Genomic DNA, 18,042 nt, shown 5'->3' with positions numbered 1-18,042 from the left:
GGGAACGTCCATGACGCGCGAGTCGTGAGACCCTGACGGGCGGCCGCAGAAGTCGCGCGCCGGGATCGAGGCATCGAGGTGTGGTTTGCGTGGTGGCTTGCGCTCGTCGGCGCGCCGGAGCTGACGCTCGACTGGGAGGCACCCGCCGGCTGCCCGGATGCGCAGGCGCTGCGACACGATCTCGAGCAGCGCTGGTCGACCGTTGCGACCGCGGTGGTCCGCGTGCGCGGGCGCGTGGTCGCGGCGGCACGCGGCGGCTTCGCGCTGCGGCTGCAGATCGAGACCCCCGACGGCGCCGCATCGCGTGAGCTCGTCGCCGACGACTGCGGCGAGCTCGCAGAGGCCGCTGCACTCATGATCACCATCGCGGCCACAGGTCCGGCCGCACCACCACCATCCATCGACGAGGTGCATGGTCGCGCGGGCGCCGAAACTTCGCCGCCCGATCCGATGGCAGTGCCAGAGCCTGCGACGCCCACGTCCTCGGCCCCCGACATGCCCGCGGTGACCCCGGACATCGCCGCGATCACCACGGGCGGGCCCGCGATCACCACGGAGGTGCCTGCGGCGACCGCGGCCGTCGACGCACGACCCCGCACGACGGGTCGTGACGGTCGCATCGCGCGACCCCGCGTCGCGCTCGAGCTCGCCGGCGGCGTCGATGCGCGCGCGGTGCCGGGCATCGGCGGCACACTGCTCGCACACGTCGGCGTGCACTGGCCGCGGCTGCGCGCGCAGGGCTTGGTCGTCTACGCGATCGATCGCACCGTGGGTGAGGTCCCGGCGGCGCGTCATCGCGTGCTCGCCGGCGGGCTCGAGCTGTGCGGCCTCGGGGTCGTCGGTGCGTGGGCGATGGGCGGCTGCGGCAGTGGTGAGGTCGGCCGCCTGCACGCGCAGGGCACCCGCGGTGTCGACCTGCGCGGCCGCGGGGTCCCGTGGCTCGCGCTGGCCCTGGGCCCACGCTTCGAGCGCGCGTTCGCCGGGCGCTTCGGTGCCTTCGTCGCCGTGGCGGTGGTGGTGCCGCTGTCGCGTCATCGCTTCGACATCGGCGGGCGCGACGTCGGCGAGGTCGCGCCTGCCGGCGTGCGCGCGGCCCTGGGCCTGGCGGTGCGACTGTGAGTGCCCGCCGGAGGGGGCCTCGCGATTTCTCCGTGCAGGCGGGAAACCACCCCTCCGAGGTGCGAGATCCCCAGCACGGCCACCATCCCGACGACCGCGCGCCGTCGTTCACCGCGATCTACCGCGAGCACTTCGCGTTCGTGTGGCGGCTGGCGCGGGCGCTCGGGGTCGAGCGCGCGGCGCTCGACGATCTCGTGCACGAGGTCTTCCTGGTCGTGCGCCGACGGCTCTGTACCCTCGCGGTCGAGCGCGGCGTGCGGGCGTGGCTCGCCGGCATCACGCGCAACCTCGTGCTGCACCACCGGCGCGCCGCCTGGCGACACGCGCGACGGCTCGCGGTCGTACCCGAGCCCGAGCCCGCGATGCTGCCCGACGACGGCGTCGCGCGCTCCGAGGCCGCGGCCGCGATCGCGCGCTTCCTCGACGGCCTGCCGCCACCGCAGCGCGAGGTGTTCGTGATGATGGAGATCGAGCGCATGACCGCCCGCGAGGTCGAAGCGATCGTCGGCGTCAACCATCGCACGCTGCACACGCGACTGCGGGTGGCGCGGCGGGCCTTCGCGGCCTTCGTCGCGGCCCTCGACGGCCGCTCGCCCGCGCTCGTCACCTCGGAACCGGAGCCGACATGAACACGCACGAGCACCGTCGACGACAGCTGCTCGCGGACTACCGCGATGCGATCGCGCCCCACGACGACGACGCGGCGCGGGCGTGGGCGCGCTTGCAGAGCAGCCCCGACGACGAGGCACCCGAGCCGCTCGCCCGCCCGGGTCGCGGCGCGTGGTGGTGGGGCCTCGCCGCGCTCGCGGCCGCGGCCGCAGCGGTGTGGCTGGCACGACCGGCCCCCGACGCGTGCGTGGCTGCGGTCGGGCCGGATCACGAGCTGAGTGCGCACGCCAGTCGCGACGCCGATGCATCGGCGGTTTGGGGAGCTGCGCCCGCGGGCGCACCCCTGCCGGCCGAGCTGCCGCGGCTGCACGTCGACCCGACGGGGTCGTCGGTGCCCGTGCACGCGCCGTCGCCACGCGAGCCATCGCCCGCATCGTCGGCACCAACGGACGACCTGTCGGCCGGCGCGTCCGGGCCCCGCGAGTCGCCGGGGCCCGCCGACGCGTCGCGCGCTGCCGAAGCGATCGTGCCCGCCGACGCAGCGCGGCCCGGCGACTCGCTACGCGCCGAGCTCGATGCGATCGCACAGGCCCGCGAGGCGCTCGATGGCGGCGAGCCCACGCTGGCGATCGCCCGCATCGCCGAGCATCGCCGGCGCTTCCCGACCGGTGCGCTCGCGATCGAGGCCGCCGCGATTCGTGCGGCCGCGCTGTGTCGCAGCGGCGCCCCGGCGCAGGGTCGTGCCGAGGCGCGCACGCTGCTCGAGCGATCCGAGGCGGCCGCGTACCGTGCGTTGCTGCGGGAGAACTGCGGGCTGCAATGACGACGACGCGAGCCGGGAAACCACTCCCCATGCAACGACCTCTGCGACTCGCTCCCATCCCACTGCTCGCCGCGGCGCTGCTGTGCGCGTGCACCGTCAAGGGCGTCGACCTCGGTGACCTCGACACCGATCAGGGCTCCGCCAGCGACGACGCCACCGCAAGCGAGGTGGCGTCCGCCGACGCGTCGGCCAGCGCCTCGGGTGCCGACGGCACCGGCGCGGTGCTGCCCGACATCGGCCGCCCCTGCGACCACGGCCTCGACGCCGAGCACGTGCCCGAGTCACGGCTGCTCACCACGCCGGCGCCGGCGTGCGGCGGCGACATCTGCCTCTACGCCGACGATGTCGTCGCGCAGGCAGGTCTCTGCACCACCGATGCCGAGTGCAACGCCATCGGCGGGGATCGCTTCGTCTGTGATCCCGACACCAGCGCGTGTCGCCTCGGCGTCGACTACTTTCGCGCGCGCTCGATGTGCAGTGCGGTCTGCGAGTCGGACGCCGACTGCGTCGCCGACGGTGACACCAACTGCATGACCGGCTTCAGCTGCACGCCGATGTCGTCGATCGGCGCGGCCTGCTGCCAGCCGGTGTGCGTGTGCAACGACGATCTCGACGAGGCGAGCGCACTGCAGCTGGCGTCCGACTGCGCCGACGGCACCGTGCAGACCGGTTGTTGCGAGGACCACCCGGGCCAGGGCCTGTGCCCCGGGTGATGCCCGCGCGCGCGCACGAGGGCCATCCGTGCGTGCGCGCTGGAGCCCGACCGAGCGCCTGAGCACGCGCGAAGCCGTGCGCGTGCTTCCGGGGCGCCCGCGTGCGGGCGAATGCTGCGTCCCCGCACGGTCGGCCCGATGGTTGCAGTCGCCCTCGATCCGAGCGCGACGTCGCGAAGCTCCGCATGTCAACCGCGGGGATCGACGCGCGCCGCCATCGGAGTCCATGACCATGCACCGCACCGTCCGTCGCACCGCACCCCTGGCCCTCACCGTCCTCGGTGGCCTCGCCCTCGCGAGCGTCAGCAACACCGCGTCGGCGGCCGACGTGCAGAAGCGCGGCGGTCAGATCGAAGGCATGATCGGCGGATCGGGCTGCATCCCCGGTCGCGCGCCGTGTCGCCAGGATGGCGTGCTGCTGCAGGGCGGCACGCGGCCGTCCTTCGGCACTGGCGTGGCGCTCGGCTATCGCCCGGTGAAGTGGTTCATGTTCGGCGGCATGTACCGCTACGGGATGTTCAATCCCGACTACCGTGTCGACGGCGACTCGGGCTATCGCAGCGCTGCACAGCACACGTTCGCGGTGATGTTCCGGCCGATCCTGCCGATCTGGCGCTTCGACTTCGGCCTCAACATCGCGCCCGGCTTCGGGCGCCAAGTCTTCCATCTCGACCACGGCCGCGATCGCGACCTCTCGCAGGGCTTCTCGTTCCTCACCGGCCCCACGGTCGACGTGTTCCTCACCAGGCGCTTCTTCCTCGGCGCCGAGGTCGACTTCATCTTCAATACCCAGCGGCGCGTGTGTCAGCGTCGCGGTGACACCACGACGTGCAGCAACACCCCCGAGCGCAACGTCGCGCCGACCCACCAGGTGCTCTTCGGCCTCCACCTCGGCGGCACGTTCGGCTGACGCCACCCGAAAGGAATCACGGCCATGATCCTCCATCTTCTCATCAGCTGGTTGGTGCTCTCGCTCATCGTGTTCGCGACCGCGGCGTTGCTGCCGGGCTTTCGCGTTCGCGGCTTCGGCGGCGCGGTGATCGTGGCGACGTTGTTCGGGCTGTTCAACGTGCTCATCGGTTGGCTGCTGTTCGTCGCCATCGGCATCGGTACCCTCGGCCTCGGCTTCCTGCTGGCATTCCTGACGCGATGGTTCGTCGACGCGGTGTTGCTCGAGATCGTCGATGCGGTCAGCAAGAGCCTCGAGATCGAGAGCTTCGGCTGGGCGCTGGGCGCGGCGGCGATGATGAGCGGCCTGAGCCTGCTCGCCGACCTCGCGATGCATGCGCTCTGACGGCGCTGCCATCGGCCCGCGAGCGGCGCTGTCCGAGAACGTCGCCGGTGATCCTGCATGCCCCCGCGCGACGCGGCCCGCCGGTACCAGCCGGCGCTCGCTTCGACGCTCGCGCAACTCTCGTGGGGGTGCGACGTTTGACAGTCGCCACGCCGGCGCCGGACAACTTGCCCGATGACGAAGACCATCGATCGAATGTGCGCGCAGTGGCTGCTGCTGCTACCCATCGTGGCTGCCGTTGGCTGTGACGCCGACGACGGGCCGACCGGCGACGCCACCGAGATCATCACCACCGTGCGGCTGCGGTTCACCCCGGCGGCCGGCACCGCGATCGAGGCCGCGTTCCGCGACCCCGACGGCGACGGCGGCATGCCGCCGACCATCGACGCGATCGCGCTGGCGCCCATGCAGACCTACGATCTGACCGTCGAGTTCGCGAACGAGCTCGTGATGCCCGCGGAGGACATCACCGTCGAGATCGAGGGCGAGGCCGCCGCGCACCAGGTGTTCCTGCTCGGCTCGGCGGTCGACGGACCGGCGACCGACAACCCCGGTGCCGCGCTCATGCACGCCTACGCGGACACCGAGGCCGACTACGGTGCTGGCGGCACACTCCCGGTCGGGCTCGTCAACACCATCACCACCGCCGCCCAGGGCCAGGGCGATCTCATCGTGATGCTGCGCCACATGCCGGCGCTCAATGGCACCGCGCAGAAGCACGCCGGGCTGGCCGAGTCGCTCGCGATGGGCGAGCCGCTCCCGGGCGAGGTCGATGCCCAGGTCACCTTCGCGGTGACGGTGCCGTGATCGCGTGGGCGGGGCGCTGCTCAGGTCGACTCGACGCTGGGCAGTAGCTCCGCCGTCGAGGCGTCCTTGCGCGGTCGTCCGCGTCGACGGGGCGCCAACGCGGCCTCGTGGCGGCCACCGCCCTGCGGCAGCACGATCGCGTCGAGCAGCGGCTGCAGCTCGTCGCGATCGCGGGCGTAGACCTTCGCGTACGCGAGTGCAGCGGTGGCCGCGGTCGCGAGCTGGGCGTTGGCCTCGCAGGTGCGTGCGCGGGCGTCGTCGAGCGCACGCTCGAGCGCTTCGACCTCGCGTTGGGCCTCGAGCACCGTGCTCGCCCGTGCGGCGAGCACGTCGGCGTCGAGCTCTGGGAAGCGCACCGTCGCCAACGGCCCCTCGAACAACGACAGCACCGCGCGTGCACCCGCGGGGATGGGGTCGCGCAGGGGGCCCTCGGTGGCTTCGGGCACGGCAATCAGGGTCTTGGCGGGGTTTCTGCCCATCGTTCGGCTCCTTGTCTGCTCATACGTTCAGTACACGAGCGAGCGCCACCGGGCAACCCAAAAATCGCTTCGGGCGGGCGGCCCATCGGCCGGCTCGAAGTGGCCCACGCGGGCCACTTCGGCCACCGCGTGCGCGTCGCAACTGTGCGGCATCACGGTGGGCGAATGGGTGCACGAGGGCTGCACCGCCGCGGCCGCGATGTTCGAACGACCCCTTCGATCCCTCTTCGTGGTGCTCGCGATTTCCCCGTTCACCCACGGCTGCAGCGTCGACACCGCGTCGCGACCCATGCCGCGCATCGTCGGCGGTGTGCCCGTCGAGATCCGCGAACACCCCCATCAGGTCAGCCTCGAGAGCGACGAGGGCCTGCGCTGTGGCGGCGCGATCCTTTCGGCGCGCTGGGTCGTGACCGCGGCGCACTGCGTCGACGACTCGCCGCCCGGCCTGCGTGTGGTCGCTGGCGTCACGCGGCTGTCCGACGCCGATGCAGGCTTCGGTCAGCGCCGCGACGTCGCGCGCGTCGTGCTGCACCCCGGCTACGACTGGGGCAGCTCACCGATGACCGACGACGTCGCGCTGCTGCGTCTACGCCACCCGTTGGCGTTCGACGACGAGGTCGCTCCGATCACGCCGGTGTCCCCCAGCGATGCCGACGCGGGCTTGACCGCGCCCGGTGTGATCGCGACGGTGTCGGGCTGGGGCGCGCTGCGCAGCGGCGGCGCGCCCATCGACGCGCTGCGTGCGGTCGACCTGGCGATCGTCTCGAACGCCGAGGCGACGCGGGCCTACGGCACACGCATCGAGGCCGATCACCTGGCCGCGGGCGGGCCCTCGCGCGGGGGCCGGGACGCTTGTCAGGGCGACAGCGGCGGGCCGCTCGTGGTGCCGGACGACGACGGCGTCCCGCGGCTCGCGGGCTTGGTCAGCTGGGGGGCCGGCTGCGGGGAGCCATCCGCGCCGGGGATCTACACGCGGGTGTCCTTCGTGCACGGGTGGCTCGTGCGGACGATGGCGGCCGGCGATGCGCCGCCGGCCTGCGCGGTCGGGGAGTGGAGCTGCGGCGACGGCACCTGCATCGACCCGGCGTGGACCTGCGACGGCGGTGCGGACTGTGACGACGGCACCGACGAGCAGGGCTGCGAGGCGGAGGAGGACGACGACGGCGACGGCGGCGGCTACTACTGCGGTGACACGCAGTGGCTGTGCGACGAGGCGTGGTGCGTCGAGCTCGAGGCACTGTGTGATGGCATCGAGGACTGCGACGACGGCACCGACGAGCAGGATTGTTGAGCGGTCGCCTTGCTCGACGCGTCGGCGCGCTTCCGGTCGTCCGAGCGCCGGCACCGCCGCGCGTCACATTCCGGTCACCCAAACGCGAGCGACGCTCGCGTTCGGGGCGGGCCTTGTCGCCGGCGTCTCGGGTGGGCTACCGTCCTGACCTGAAGGGGCGGTCGCGATCCTCGTGTGGCGACCGTCGTGATTGGCAATGCGCGATAGCTTTCTCTTCGGAACCTTGCCGCTGTTCACCGGTTGTTTGGCGTTCCTGCCCGGTTGCACGGACAGCAGCGGCAGCGAGACCAACGCGGACTCGTCGAGCGGTAGCACCAGCACGATGACGGCCACGTCGACGGCCGACGAGACGGGCTCGTCCGAGTCGTCGAGCAGCGACGTCACGACCGTCTCGACGACCTCGCCCACGACCACGGCGGAAACCACCGGCGATCCGCAGTGCGGCACCGGCAGCTGCGGCGAGGATGCACCCAGCGGTTGGTTCGGGCCCACGATCTACGCGCAGATTCCCGCGGGCAGCGAGATTCCAGCATGCCCCGCCGAGTACCCGGATCCGGGGCCGACGCTGCTGGCGGGCTTCAACGACCCGCCGCCGGCCGAGTGCACCTGCGAGTGCAACCTGAGCGGTGGCGCGGCGTGCCAGGGCTTCGTCCGCGGCCACACGCAGTCCAACTGCTACGACTACAACTACTACAACTACGCCAACGTGTCGCCCGGCATGTGCGCGAACATCGAGCTCGACGGCTTCGTGAACGGCTTCTCGTTCGGCGGCTATCCGCCGCCCACGTGCATGAAGGAAGCAAACGAGGACATCTCGCCGGTGGCGTGGGACGCCACCATCCGCAGCTGTCGCCTGCCGGAGACGCCGCTGGTGTGCACCGATGGCGTTTGCTTGCCGCCGGCGCCCGAGGGCTTCGAGGCGGTGTGGTGCATCTACCAACAGGGCGACGTCGAGTGCCCGGCCGGTGGCTTCACGCAGAAGCAGATCTTCTACACCGGCGTCGAGGACTCCCGCGATTGCAGCAACTGCTCGTGCAGCAGCGTCGGCTACAACAGCTGCTACAACGAGGGGCTGCTGCAGGTGTTCGGTGGCCCCGACTGCGCCGGCGAGCCGGTGGCGGAGGTGCCGTTCGGCAACGGCCAGTGCTCGGCGGCGATCGGCAGCTCGGTGACGGTCACCTTCGGCGACGAAGCGCCGTGCTCGGTGATCAACCCCTCGCTGCCCGAGGGTGAGGTCGCGACCGCGGGGCCGTTCACCTTCTGCTGCACCGCGCCGTAGCAGCCCGCCGGCGGCACCCCGCGGCGACGGGCAGCGCCCGCGGGCGACCGTCGTTGCGCGCCTTCAGGTGTCGCCCTCGACCGTCAACACCCAGGTCGCGAGCCCGTCACAGGCGTCGGCCTTGGGCCGGATCTCGATGGCCACCCATGCGCGGTCGTCGATGCCGTTGGCGACCCCGGCCTCGCCCCAGCTCATGTGCACGACGTCGCTGGGGCCGGCGGAGGTCGACTGTTGGGCCACGCCGCCGCAGCCGGTCGAGCCCCCGGCCGCGCCGCGGTAGACGAAGAGGTCGAAGTCGGCGCCGGGCGGGCTGTCGAGCGTCGCCGTGAAGCTGACGGCCTCCCCGGTCAGCGCGTCGTTGTCCTCGGTGACCTGCAGCGAGATCCACGTCGGCTCGGAGCCCTCGGCCCCGAGCAGCGGCGAGGCAGCATCGCCGCTGACTTGTCCGATGACGGTCGCGGTCGCGCAGGTCGCCAGCTGCGGGCACGAAGGTGTGTCGCCGCCCGAGCTCGACGAGCTGCCATCGCTGCCATCGCTGCCGCCCGCGCCGGTCGAGTCCTCGACGCCGGCGCTGCTGCTGGCGCCGGCGGTGTCCCCAACCGATGGGTCGTCGACGGTGTCGCCCGTGTCGCCGTCGACGACGCTCGTTGCGATCTCGCTGTCGCCGTCGTCGGCCTCACCGACGCCACCGAGGGGCGGCGCGTCGTCGGGCTTGGCTCCGCCGGCGCATGCCGGTGCCGACGCGAGCGCACCGACGCAGAGCACGCGCACGGTAGTGACGGCCCACGACGGGTACACGATGTCGTTGCAGCGCGGCAAGGACCCTCGGACGATGCTACCACCGTCGCGAAGCGCCCCGTCGAGCCGGGCGCGCGCCCTCGCTCGTGCGGGCAGTACCCCGGTGCGCTACGATCGCTCGCAGACGACGAACCGTGGCCGATGACGAAGAACGCGACGACAGCGGGCCACGCGGGGCCGCCGAGATGGGCGACCTCGCGCTGCTCGATCGCTGGCGCGGCGGCGACTCCACCGCCGGCAGTGCGTTGTTCGAGCGGCACTTCGACGCGTTGTGCCGATTCTTCCGCAACAAGTTGGCGGCGGGTGACGGTGTCGACGACCTGATCCAGCGCACGATGCTGGCCTTGGTCGAGAGCCGCGATCGCTTCCGCGGCGAGGCGAGCTTTCGCACCTATCTGTTCACGATCGCCCGCCACGAGCTCTACGCCCATCTCAAGCGCAGCGGTCGCGAGCAGGCGCGCTTCGATCCGCTCGTGCACTCCGTGCATGATCACGGCCCGTCGCCCACCACGATCCTCGCGCAGCGAAAGGAGCAGCGGATGCTGCTCGAGGCGCTGCGCCGGGTCCCGCTCGAGCTTCAGGTCGTGCTCGAGCTCTACTACTGGGAGGACCTCGCCGCCTCGGAGCTCGCGCGCGTGCTCGAGCTGCCCGAAGGCACCGTGCGCACGCGGATCCGCCGCGGACGCGCGCTGCTCGAGCAAGCGCTCGGCGAGCTCGGCGAGGGCGAGGCCGAGCTCCACTCGACGCTCGCAGGTCTCGAGGACTGGGCGCGATCGGTGCGCGCGCAGGCCGGCGCGCGCTGAGGCCCTGCCGCGCCGGCGCGAGTGCCCGCCTCGACGCGCCTAGGACGCGGTACCTGTGAACGGCACCGCGAACTCGCACGGGAACGCGACGCCCAACGCGGCGGAGGCCGCGGCGCAGTCGGAGCCCACACAGTCGATGCGTCCCAGCTGCTGGCCCACGATCGAAGTGCTGCTCATCACGGTGCCCTCGACCGACACCAGGATGTTGCCGACCACGTCGTAGCCGGGCACCTCGTCGATCGTGCCGGTGAGGCGTTCGTCGCACGCGAAGCTGCCACCGCCGGCGCTGCACACGAACGGCGCCGTGGTATCGCCAGGCGTGATCTCGAAGGTGCCGGCGCCCGTGGTCGTGATCTCGAACATGCCGAAGCCGTTGCTCGGCTGCGCGATGAAGCTGCAGTCGTTGGTGGCACCGGCGGTCTCCTCGTAGCGCCACGTGCCCGCGCGGGGGAGCGCCTCGCCGCCGCCGTTGCCGTCCGCGGCGCCGCCGGCCTGCGTTGCGCCGGACTCACCTTGGGGTTGGGCGTTGGTGTCGTCGGCCGACGCGCTCGAGTCGGCGCCGTCGTCGTCGTCGCCGTCAGCGTCGGTGACGACGCAGGCAGGCGCGATGGCGAGCAGGCAGGACAGGCGGAGCGCAAGGCGAGGGAATCGGGGCATCGTCGAATCTCCGGCGGCGGTAGAGCAGCACCGGCCCACCGACGATTGCGGCGCTGCGCCGGGCCGGTGGCGGCGATCACAGCCGTCCGCCGCAGTGGCGAGGGGCCGGCTCCGAATTGAGCGATGATGAGGTCACCGTGGACGACCGCGCGCACGAGGAGCGGCTGGAGGGGCGCGTGCGCGATGCGGCGCCGCTCGGGCGCGACCTCCAGGCGGCCCACTGGCACGCCAACGTCGCGAGCCGGTTGTTCGGCACCACCGTCGCACCGCCACGCATCGGCCGCTATCGGGTGATCGCGCGGCTCGGCGAGGGCGCCAGCGGTGTGGTGTGGTCGGCGATCGATCCGGAGCTCGATCGCAGGGTCGCCATCAAGCTGCTGCACGCGCGCGCCAGCGGCGACGAGGGCGATGCACTCGTACGCGAGGCCAAGGCGCTCGCGCGGCTCTCCCACCCCAACGTGGTGCCGGTGTACGACGCCGGCCAGCACGAGGGCCAGGTGTTCGTCACGCTCGAGCTGGTCGAGGGCCGCACGATGCGGCAGTGGCTGGCGACGCAGCCGCAGTGGCGGGAGATCGTCGAGGTGTTCGCACAGGCGGCGCACGGCCTGCACGCGGCGCACTGCGCCGGCATCGTACACCGCGACGTGAAGCCGGAGAACATCCTCATCGGCGCCGACGGACGGGTGCGTGTGTCGGACTTCGGCATCGCGCGCGCGTTCGGCCGCGACGAGCCGCACGCGCTCACTCGGAGCGATACCGCGTCGTCGACCGCGGGCGTCGGCACGCCGGCATACATGGCCCCGGAGCAGTTCTTGTGCGACGCGGAGCAGGCGCGCACCGATCAGTTCGGGCTTTGCGTCGCGCTGCACGAGGCGCTGTACGGCGAGCGGCCGTTCCAGGGGCGCGATCGCATGGCCCTGGCCGCGGCGGTGACCGCCGGGCGTCGTCGCCCGCCGCCCGAGGGCGCCGCGGTGCCGCGGTGGCTCGAGCGTGTGGTGGCCCGTGGGCTGCAGACGGCGCCCGCGGCTCGCTTCGCTGACATGGCGGCGCTCGCCCGCGAGCTCGAGCGTGGCCATCGGCGTCGTCGGTGGACGTGGCTGCCGTTGCTCGCTGTCGGGCTCGGCGCGGCGGGATTGGCGATGGCCGCGACCACGCCGGCGCGTCCGGGCTGCAGCGAGCGCGACGATCGACTCGCGCAGGTGTGGAATCCCGAGGTCGCGCAGCAGATCCACGCCGCCTTCGCCGCGACCGGTCTCGCCTACGCCGACGAGCGGTCGGCCCAGCTGGCGGCGGCGTTCGACCGATTCGCGCTCGCGTGGCGCGAGGCCCATGCGCAAGCGTGCAACGAGCACGGGCAAGACGACGCGGTCGCACTCGCGCAGCAGTACTGCCTGCACACGCGGCTGCTCGAGCTGTCGTCGCTGACGGCGGCGTTCACCCGCGCCGACGCAGCGGTGGTCGAGCACGCCGCGATCGGAGGTCGCGCGCTGCGTGCACCCGCGGAGTGTCTCTACGCCGCCCCGACCGCGCCGGCGCACGACCCCGCGCAGGACCTCGAGCTGCGGGCGGCGATCGCCCGCGCGCGTGCGCTCGGCGACGTCGGCAAGCTCGTCGACGGCCTCGCTGCGGCCCACGCCGCGGTGGAGCAGGCGCGTACGCTCGGCGATCGATCGCTGGAGTCCGAGGCCCTGCTCGCACAGGCCGAGCTCGAGAACCCGCTGGTCGGCTCGCGCCTCGAGGTCGACCCGGTGGCGACGATGCACGCCGCAGTGCTCTCGGCCGAGGCCGCGCGCCGCGGCGATCTGCTGGCGATCGCGATGGTCATGTCGGTCGAGGCGGGGGTCTTCCGCGGCGACTACGACGGCGCACTCGCGCTCGCACCCCGCGCCCGCGAGGCCGTCGCGGCGCTGGGCGATCCGCCCGAGCTGCTCGGACGCGTCGAGCTCGCGCTGGGCGAGCTGAGCACGATGCAGCGCGACGACGGCGACGCCTTGTCGGCGCTCGAGCGCGCGCGGGTGTCGTTCGAGCGCAGCGGTGCGAGCAGCCGCCGTTGGCTGGCGCAGACCTACAACCTGCTGGGCGAGACCCACTTCCGCCACGACGAGTACGACGACGCGCGGCGCGACTACCAGCAGGCCGTGGCGATCGCGATCGCGGAGCTCGGCAGCCGCCACGTCATGGTCGCCAACGCCACCGGCAACCTCGCCGAGACCTACTTCCTGGCCGGCGACCTCGACACCGCCGAGCGCCACTTCGCCGATGCACTGACGATCCGTCGCGAGATCTTCGGCGAAGACTCGGTGTGGGTCATCCACAGCATCGCGCACCTCGGCGACATCGCCCTCGAACGTGGCGATGCCAGCGCGGCGCTCCGCCACTACCGCGACGCGCTGGCGCGACACGAGCGGCAGCCACGGCTCGAGCAGGCGCCCGCACCCGAGGACGAGGTCGCCAACGTCTTTCGCGATCTGCAGATCTGGCTGCAGACCGCCTGGCTGCGCAACGGCGCAGCCGCGGCGTTGCTCGAGCTGGGGCAGCTCGACGAGGCGCTGGCCGAGGCCGACGCGGTCGCGGACGTGGGGCTGCCCGACGATGTGCAACATCCCGACCTCACGCGGCGCATCGACATGCGCGGGCAGGTGCTGCTGGCGCAGGGCCACGTCGACGAGGCTGCCGATGCGCTGGCGGCTGCACTGGCGCGGCTCGAGCGTCGCTACGGCAGCGCGGCCCGACCACTGGTGTTCGCGTTGGTCGGGCTGGGTCGCGCGCGGCTGCTGCAGGGCCGTGTCGCCGAGGGACGGGCATCGATCGCGCGTGCGCTCGCGATCCTCTCGCCGACCCCCGGCGCCCATGCGCGGCTGCGCGAGCAGGCCCGCGCGGCGCTGGCGGGGCTCGACGCCGTGCCCGCGGAGCCGCCCGTCGTCAGCCCGCGGGGTTGATGACGAGGTCGAAGCCGACCCCGGTCATGTCCGAGTACGTGTAGGGATGATCGAGTCCCTCGGTCGCCACGGTGGTGCCGCTCGCGGGGTCGTAGCGCAGCGCGAGCCCGGCGACCTGATCGGGCAGCCACACGCGACCATCGACATCGACCGCGACGCCCACCGGCGTGTCGCAACCCGGCAGCGCGATGGCGTCGTCGAGCACCGCCATCGCGTTGGTGTCGATCTCGACCAGCGCGCAGGGGTAGTTGGCCGCGATGAACGCATGCCCGTTGCGATCGATCGCGAGCCCGCGGAGGATTCGGCCACCGACCTTCCCCGGCACGACGAGCGTCGTGAAGGTCTCGTCGGCGGGATCGAAGCGACTCACGTCGCCCTTGTTGCCGGCGATCCACGGCCGGCCGAAGCCATCGAGCGCGATGCCGTAGCCGTCGGTGCCCTCGGGCAGCTCCCAGCGATCGACCGCGAGCGACTCGCCGTCGATGCGCACCAGCGGGCCTGCGCGGCCGAGCACCCAGAAGTCGCCGCTGGCGTCCACCGCTCCACCGTACGGGCCCCACACCTTGGCCGTCGACGACATGTCCCAGTCGGGCACCTCGACCTCGTCGAGGGTGCTGCCGTCCTCGCCGTCGAGACGACGGAAGTAGCCGCGGTTCTGTCCGCGATGCCACCAGCCGACCCACAGGCGACTGCAGGGATCCGCACCGGTGCCGGCGTCCCATGCAGTCGGGCGCGGGCCTTGGTGATTGAGCGGGTCGCCACCTCCGCCGGCGAGCTCGGCGTACCAGCGCACGCACTCGTCGCTGCCCCACGGCAGCACGTCGTCGGGGCCGCTCGAGGTGTCGATGACGCCGTTGTGGTTGAGGTCGTCGCAGCGATCGCTCGCGGCCGCGATCTTGGCGGTGCCGCCCGCCCGACTCGTGACCGCAGCATCGCCGACCCGGTTGACCGCCGTGCGCGACGGATCGCCGTCGCCCTCGTAGGGGCTGGTGTAGTAGCGCGCGACCTCGACCGCGGTCACGGTGTCGATCTTCGAGACCGTGCCGGCGGTGGAGTTCGCGATCCAGATGTAGCTGAAGTCGAAGCTGCCGACGCCACCGCCCTCGCCCGGCTGGAGCGCCGGGCAGCGCTCGGCCGGCATGAGGCCGGTGTCACCGAGCGCGTCGAGCTTGTCGCCGACGGTGCCGTCACCCACGCCGCTGTCGGCCACCGCCGAGGCCAGGGTCACGGGCCCGGCGGTGTGGGTCTCGTCGCGGGGCCCGGCGCCGCACGCCGTGGCGACCGTGAGCACGAGCGCTGGCGTCAGCCCGCGTTGTCGTGGCAACCCCAGATCTCCATGCGCAGCTCCCAGTCCCAGTCCGAGTTGATGTGCGTGCCGTTGCGCCGCACCGACCACCACGCGCCCTGCGTGAGCGAGACGTGCTGATCCTCGGGGACCACCTGCGAGGCGTTGAAGAGCTGGTCGTCGCCGTCGAGCGAGAGCGCGCCGGCGAGCAGGTTGGCGACCACGCCGACGGTGGGGAACACCCAGCCGTCGACGCCGGGGATGTCGACGCCGTTGGCCGCCATCGCTGCGTCGCCGACCGCCATCACCAGATCGGCATAGCCGTTCGAGGTGTCGGACTCGATGCAGTAGTAGGTCAGCAAGAGGTTGCCCTTGGGCGCCGCCAGGCTGCTCTGGCCCCACACGGTGCCACCGTCGACCGAGTAGACCTGTGAGTCGCCCTCGTCGAGCGCGGGGGTAATGGGCGTGATCTTGATCTCCGCCGCCTCCGAGGCCTCGGCCGTGATCGCGCAGTAGACCTCGTCGTTGGCGAAATCGTCGTCCTCTTCGTGGACGTCGAGCCGCGCGACGCGGACCCGCAGGCGCGGGTCGTCGCACGGCGCGGTGAACGGTCGCGTCGGCGCCACCAACTCGGTGGCCGCGACGGCCTCGTGAGCGGCCGACAGCGGGTGCGCCGCACGATAGCTCCCCGGCGCGGTGAGCCCGACCGCGGCGAACTGCCGTCGCACCGCTGCGGTCGCGGTGGGGTGGGCGGCGAGGGCCGAGCGCAGGGTGGCGACGATCGACGGCTCGCCCTTGGTGGGCTCGGCCAGCGCCGCGGCCAGCAGCCGCGCGGCCGGGGTCGCCTGCTCGACGTGGGTCTGCAACATCGCGACGATCTCGTGCGGCGGTACGTAGGCCATCATCGGATCGTCGAGGAAGTCGGCGTGGGTCTCGATCATCGGCGGGATCTCGGCGCCCTCGCAGCTCGGCGCGAGCGTGCACGGCTCACAGACGCCACAGTCCTGCTCGCAGCCGTTGCAGTCCTCGTCGGCGTCGCAGGTGCCGTTGCCGCAAGGGTCGGGCTCACCGCTGGAGCTGGAGTCACCGCTGCCGTCGCCGCTGCCGTCGGCCGTGCACTCGCAGCTGTCGTAGCCGCTACCGTCGGGCAGGCACGCCTGCACGCCCTGCACGCCGCCGCTGCACGCACACTCGATCTGCGTGCCCGGCACGCACGCAGGGGCGTCGTCGCCGGAGTCGGTCATCGGCATCGTGGTGCCGGTGGTGCCGAGCGTCGGATCCACGCGGCCGTCGTCGCCGCCCGCACAGGCGGCGACCATCGTCACCGCGATCAAGACCTGCTTGTATGTCATTGCTGCAACCCCCTGCTCGTCAGGAGCGTAACAGTGTTGCGACACGGGGAGTGGTTCGAAGCGCGGCGGGCTCGGAGCGCGCGGTCGCGCGCGCCGTCATCCGCGGGGCTGCGGCTGGCACAGACCGCCTTGCTCGATCTGCGCCTGGGTGCGGAAGGTATTGAGCAGGCCCCAGTGTTTGGGCTCGTGCTGCGGGATGGTGCCGTCTTCCCGCACGTTGGTGACGTGATAGCTGTGCTGATTCCAGATGCGGCGCGCCTGCACCCACCGATCTCGCACGTCACGCACCGCACGCACCGTGAACTCGACCTGGCCGCCGAACAGCAGCGTGTTGGAGGCGACGAGGATCTCGGCGGAGCCGTCGTTGTCGATGTCGGCGACGGTCGGGTACTCGATGATCGTGCCGGAGCGATACGGCACCTGCATCAGCACGCTGCCGGCGTCATCGAAGACGTAGACCGTGCTCTCGTCCATGTAGATCGCCTGCGCCACGCCTGCGCCGATGAAGTCGAACGCGGTGCCGCCGGACTGCCCGCTGGCGTCGAGCACCGGCGCGGTCCAGACGATGCTCGCATCGCGGTTGTAGATGCCGTAGTGCGTGGGATCGGCGGCCCCGAACTCGCGGTCGTCGTCGAGGTCGTAGTTGTGGATGTTGATCGGCCGGTTCATGTCGGTGGGGTTGCCCGCCGGCGCGGTCGGGCCCCACACGAGCGTGCCGTCGTGTTCGAACATGACCACGCCGTTGTTCAGCGCGTACAGGACCTCGGGCTCGGGGTCGTCGTCGAGGTCGGCGACCTGGGGATGCGACCAGCCGCCGCTGGCCTGGGGCACGTTCCAGTAGAGCGTGCCGTCGGCGTGGAAGACCGCACCCGAGACCAGGATCTCCATCTGATCATCGCCGTCGAGGTCGGCGATCGCGGTCGCCGAGTAGCTCTGATCGTTGGCGGGCTGGCTCCACAGCAACGCCCCGGTGTGATCGAACAGGTTGGCGCCGGCGGCGATCTCGACGTCACCGTCGCCGTCGACGTCGGCGAGGGCCACTGCGCTGGACTGCGCGCCGTTCCACACCGCGCTGCTCTCCCACTCGAGCGTGCCATCGTGTCCGAACGCGACCAGGTGCGCGGCGCCGTTGGGCCGGCTGGTCACGATCTCGACCATGCCGTCGCCGTCGATGTCGCCCAGGGCAGGGGTCCCGCCCCACTGCACCATCTCGTCGCCGGTGTCGAAGTGCGGCACCCCGGTGGCGCCGTCGAGCACGTAGATGCGCGCCGGCGGCGTGTCGCCCAGCGGTGGCCCCGCGACCACCACGACATCGGGGATGTCGCACAGGTCGATCTCGCCGTCGCCGTTGTCATCGGTCATGTTCGCGACCAGCGGCGTCACGATCGACTCGGCGAACCCCGGCGGACCCATGAAGTCCCACTGCGTCACCGGCTCGAACGCGTCGGGCGGCGCGAACTCGGTGCAGTCGCCCACGCCGTTCATGTCGTCCTCGACCTTGCAGCTGGGCGGCAACACGCCGGTGGTGCCGGTGGTCTCCTCGACCGGCACGTCGAACTTCACGCCCTCGGTCGCGGAGCCCGAGTCACTGCCGGCCGTGGTGAGCGAGGTGCCGATGGTCGCGGTGGAGCCGGAGCCGGAGTCGCTGCCGTTGTTGGTCGTGGTACCGGTGAGCCCCGCGCTGGCGTCCGAGCTCGACGCATCGCCGCCGCCGCAGGCCGCCAGGGAAATCAGAAACAGCCAGGATCTACGCATCGTCGCCCACCCCTTCGCACGCCGCCGCGAGGGGCGAGC

At 72.2% G+C, this 18,042-nt stretch carries 17 protein-coding genes; 11 read left to right on the top strand and 6 right to left on the bottom strand.

Going from position 1 to position 18,042, the window contains the following annotated elements; translation table 11 throughout:
* Positions 1-78 precede the first annotated feature (78 nt).
* The 7 genes from IPH07_18215 to IPH07_18185 all read left to right on the top strand — a co-directional run bounded on the left by IPH07_18215 (position 79) and on the right by IPH07_18185 (position 5,365).
* Positions 79-1,119: a hypothetical protein gene (locus IPH07_18215; GenBank protein MBK6919337.1), complete on the top strand. Its 1,041-nt coding sequence runs from the start codon at positions 79-81 to the stop codon at positions 1,117-1,119.
* Between the two features lie 59 nt (positions 1,120-1,178).
* Positions 1,179-1,748: a sigma-70 family RNA polymerase sigma factor gene (locus IPH07_18210; protein MBK6919336.1), complete on the top strand. Its 570-nt coding sequence runs from the start codon at positions 1,179-1,181 to the stop codon at positions 1,746-1,748.
* On the top strand, positions 1,745-2,551 hold the full coding sequence (locus IPH07_18205) for a hypothetical protein (protein ID MBK6919335.1): 807 nt from the start codon (positions 1,745-1,747) through the stop codon (positions 2,549-2,551). Before IPH07_18210 ends, IPH07_18205 begins: the two co-directional genes overlap by 4 nt.
* Before the next feature lie 29 nt (positions 2,552-2,580).
* A complete protein-coding gene (locus IPH07_18200; protein ID MBK6919334.1) occupies positions 2,581-3,264 on the top strand; it encodes a hypothetical protein in 684 nt (227 codons plus the stop codon).
* 232 nt (positions 3,265-3,496) lie between these two features.
* A complete protein-coding gene (locus tag IPH07_18195) occupies positions 3,497-4,174 on the top strand; it encodes a hypothetical protein (protein ID MBK6919333.1) in 678 nt (225 codons plus the stop codon).
* A 24-nt stretch (positions 4,175-4,198) separates the two neighbouring features.
* On the top strand, positions 4,199-4,558 hold the full coding sequence (locus IPH07_18190) for a phage holin family protein (GenBank protein ID MBK6919332.1): 360 nt from the start codon (positions 4,199-4,201) through the stop codon (positions 4,556-4,558).
* Between the two features lie 174 nt (positions 4,559-4,732).
* Positions 4,733-5,365, top strand: coding sequence for a hypothetical protein (locus IPH07_18185; GenBank protein ID MBK6919331.1), 633 nt, complete (start codon positions 4,733-4,735; stop codon positions 5,363-5,365).
* A gap of 20 nt (positions 5,366-5,385) precedes the next feature.
* Here IPH07_18185 and IPH07_18180 read toward each other — a convergent pair whose 3' ends face one another.
* A complete protein-coding gene (locus IPH07_18180; GenBank protein ID MBK6919330.1) occupies positions 5,386-5,844 on the bottom strand; it encodes a hypothetical protein in 459 nt (152 codons plus the stop codon).
* 232 nt (positions 5,845-6,076) lie between these two features.
* Between IPH07_18180 and IPH07_18175 the strand changes: the two genes are divergently transcribed.
* Both IPH07_18175 and IPH07_18170 read left to right on the top strand, forming a co-directional pair.
* Positions 6,077-7,135, top strand: coding sequence for a trypsin-like serine protease (locus tag IPH07_18175; GenBank protein MBK6919329.1), 1,059 nt, complete (start codon positions 6,077-6,079; stop codon positions 7,133-7,135).
* Between the two features lie 196 nt (positions 7,136-7,331).
* Complete coding sequence (locus tag IPH07_18170) at positions 7,332-8,414, top strand: hypothetical protein (protein ID MBK6919328.1); 1,083 nt, start codon at positions 7,332-7,334, stop codon at positions 8,412-8,414.
* 63 nt (positions 8,415-8,477) lie between these two features.
* On the opposite strand, the gene IPH07_18165 is transcribed toward IPH07_18170, so the two are convergent.
* Entirely contained in the window at positions 8,478-9,233 is a 756-nt protein-coding gene (locus IPH07_18165) for a hypothetical protein (GenBank protein MBK6919327.1), read from the bottom strand.
* Positions 9,234-9,397: 164 nt separating this feature from the next.
* On the opposite strand from IPH07_18165, the gene IPH07_18160 reads away from it, so the two are divergent.
* Entirely contained in the window at positions 9,398-10,015 is a 618-nt protein-coding gene (locus IPH07_18160; protein ID MBK6919326.1) for a sigma-70 family RNA polymerase sigma factor, read from the top strand.
* Positions 10,016-10,054: 39 nt separating this feature from the next.
* Here IPH07_18160 and IPH07_18155 read toward each other — a convergent pair whose 3' ends face one another.
* On the bottom strand, positions 10,055-10,672 hold the full coding sequence (locus tag IPH07_18155) for a hypothetical protein (GenBank protein MBK6919325.1): 618 nt from the start codon (positions 10,670-10,672) through the stop codon (positions 10,055-10,057).
* Positions 10,673-10,809: 137 nt separating this feature from the next.
* Here IPH07_18155 and IPH07_18150 point away from each other — a divergent pair, with 137 nt between their 5' ends.
* Positions 10,810-13,611, top strand: a complete 2,802-nt coding sequence (locus IPH07_18150) for a serine/threonine protein kinase (protein MBK6919324.1) — start codon at positions 10,810-10,812, stop codon at positions 13,609-13,611.
* Here IPH07_18150 and IPH07_18145 read toward each other — a convergent pair.
* The 3 genes from IPH07_18145 to IPH07_18135 all read right to left on the bottom strand — a co-directional run bounded on the left by IPH07_18145 (position 13,595) and on the right by IPH07_18135 (position 18,003).
* The gene (locus IPH07_18145) at positions 13,595-14,935 is read right to left on the bottom strand and encodes a hypothetical protein (GenBank protein ID MBK6919323.1); all 1,341 of its coding nucleotides are present in this window, start codon (positions 14,933-14,935) and stop codon (positions 13,595-13,597) included. The two genes, IPH07_18150 and IPH07_18145, sit on opposite strands and share 17 nt — an antisense overlap.
* Positions 14,914-16,248 carry a hypothetical protein gene (locus IPH07_18140; protein MBK6919322.1) on the bottom strand — a complete coding sequence of 445 codons (1,335 nt, stop codon included), beginning with the start codon at positions 16,246-16,248 and terminating at the stop codon, positions 14,914-14,916. Before IPH07_18140 ends, IPH07_18145 begins: the two co-directional genes overlap by 22 nt.
* A gap of 96 nt (positions 16,249-16,344) precedes the next feature.
* Positions 16,345-18,003 carry a VCBS repeat-containing protein gene (locus IPH07_18135; GenBank protein ID MBK6919321.1) on the bottom strand — a complete coding sequence of 553 codons (1,659 nt, stop codon included), beginning with the start codon at positions 18,001-18,003 and terminating at the stop codon, positions 16,345-16,347.
* Positions 18,004-18,042: the final 39 nt, after the last annotated feature.

Source organism: Deltaproteobacteria bacterium, assembly GCA_016709225.1.
GTDB classification, from domain to species: Bacteria; Myxococcota_A; Polyangia; order Nannocystales; family Nannocystaceae; genus Xiheibacterium; species Xiheibacterium phototrophicum.
This window is presented reverse-complemented; position numbering and strand designations above follow the sequence as displayed.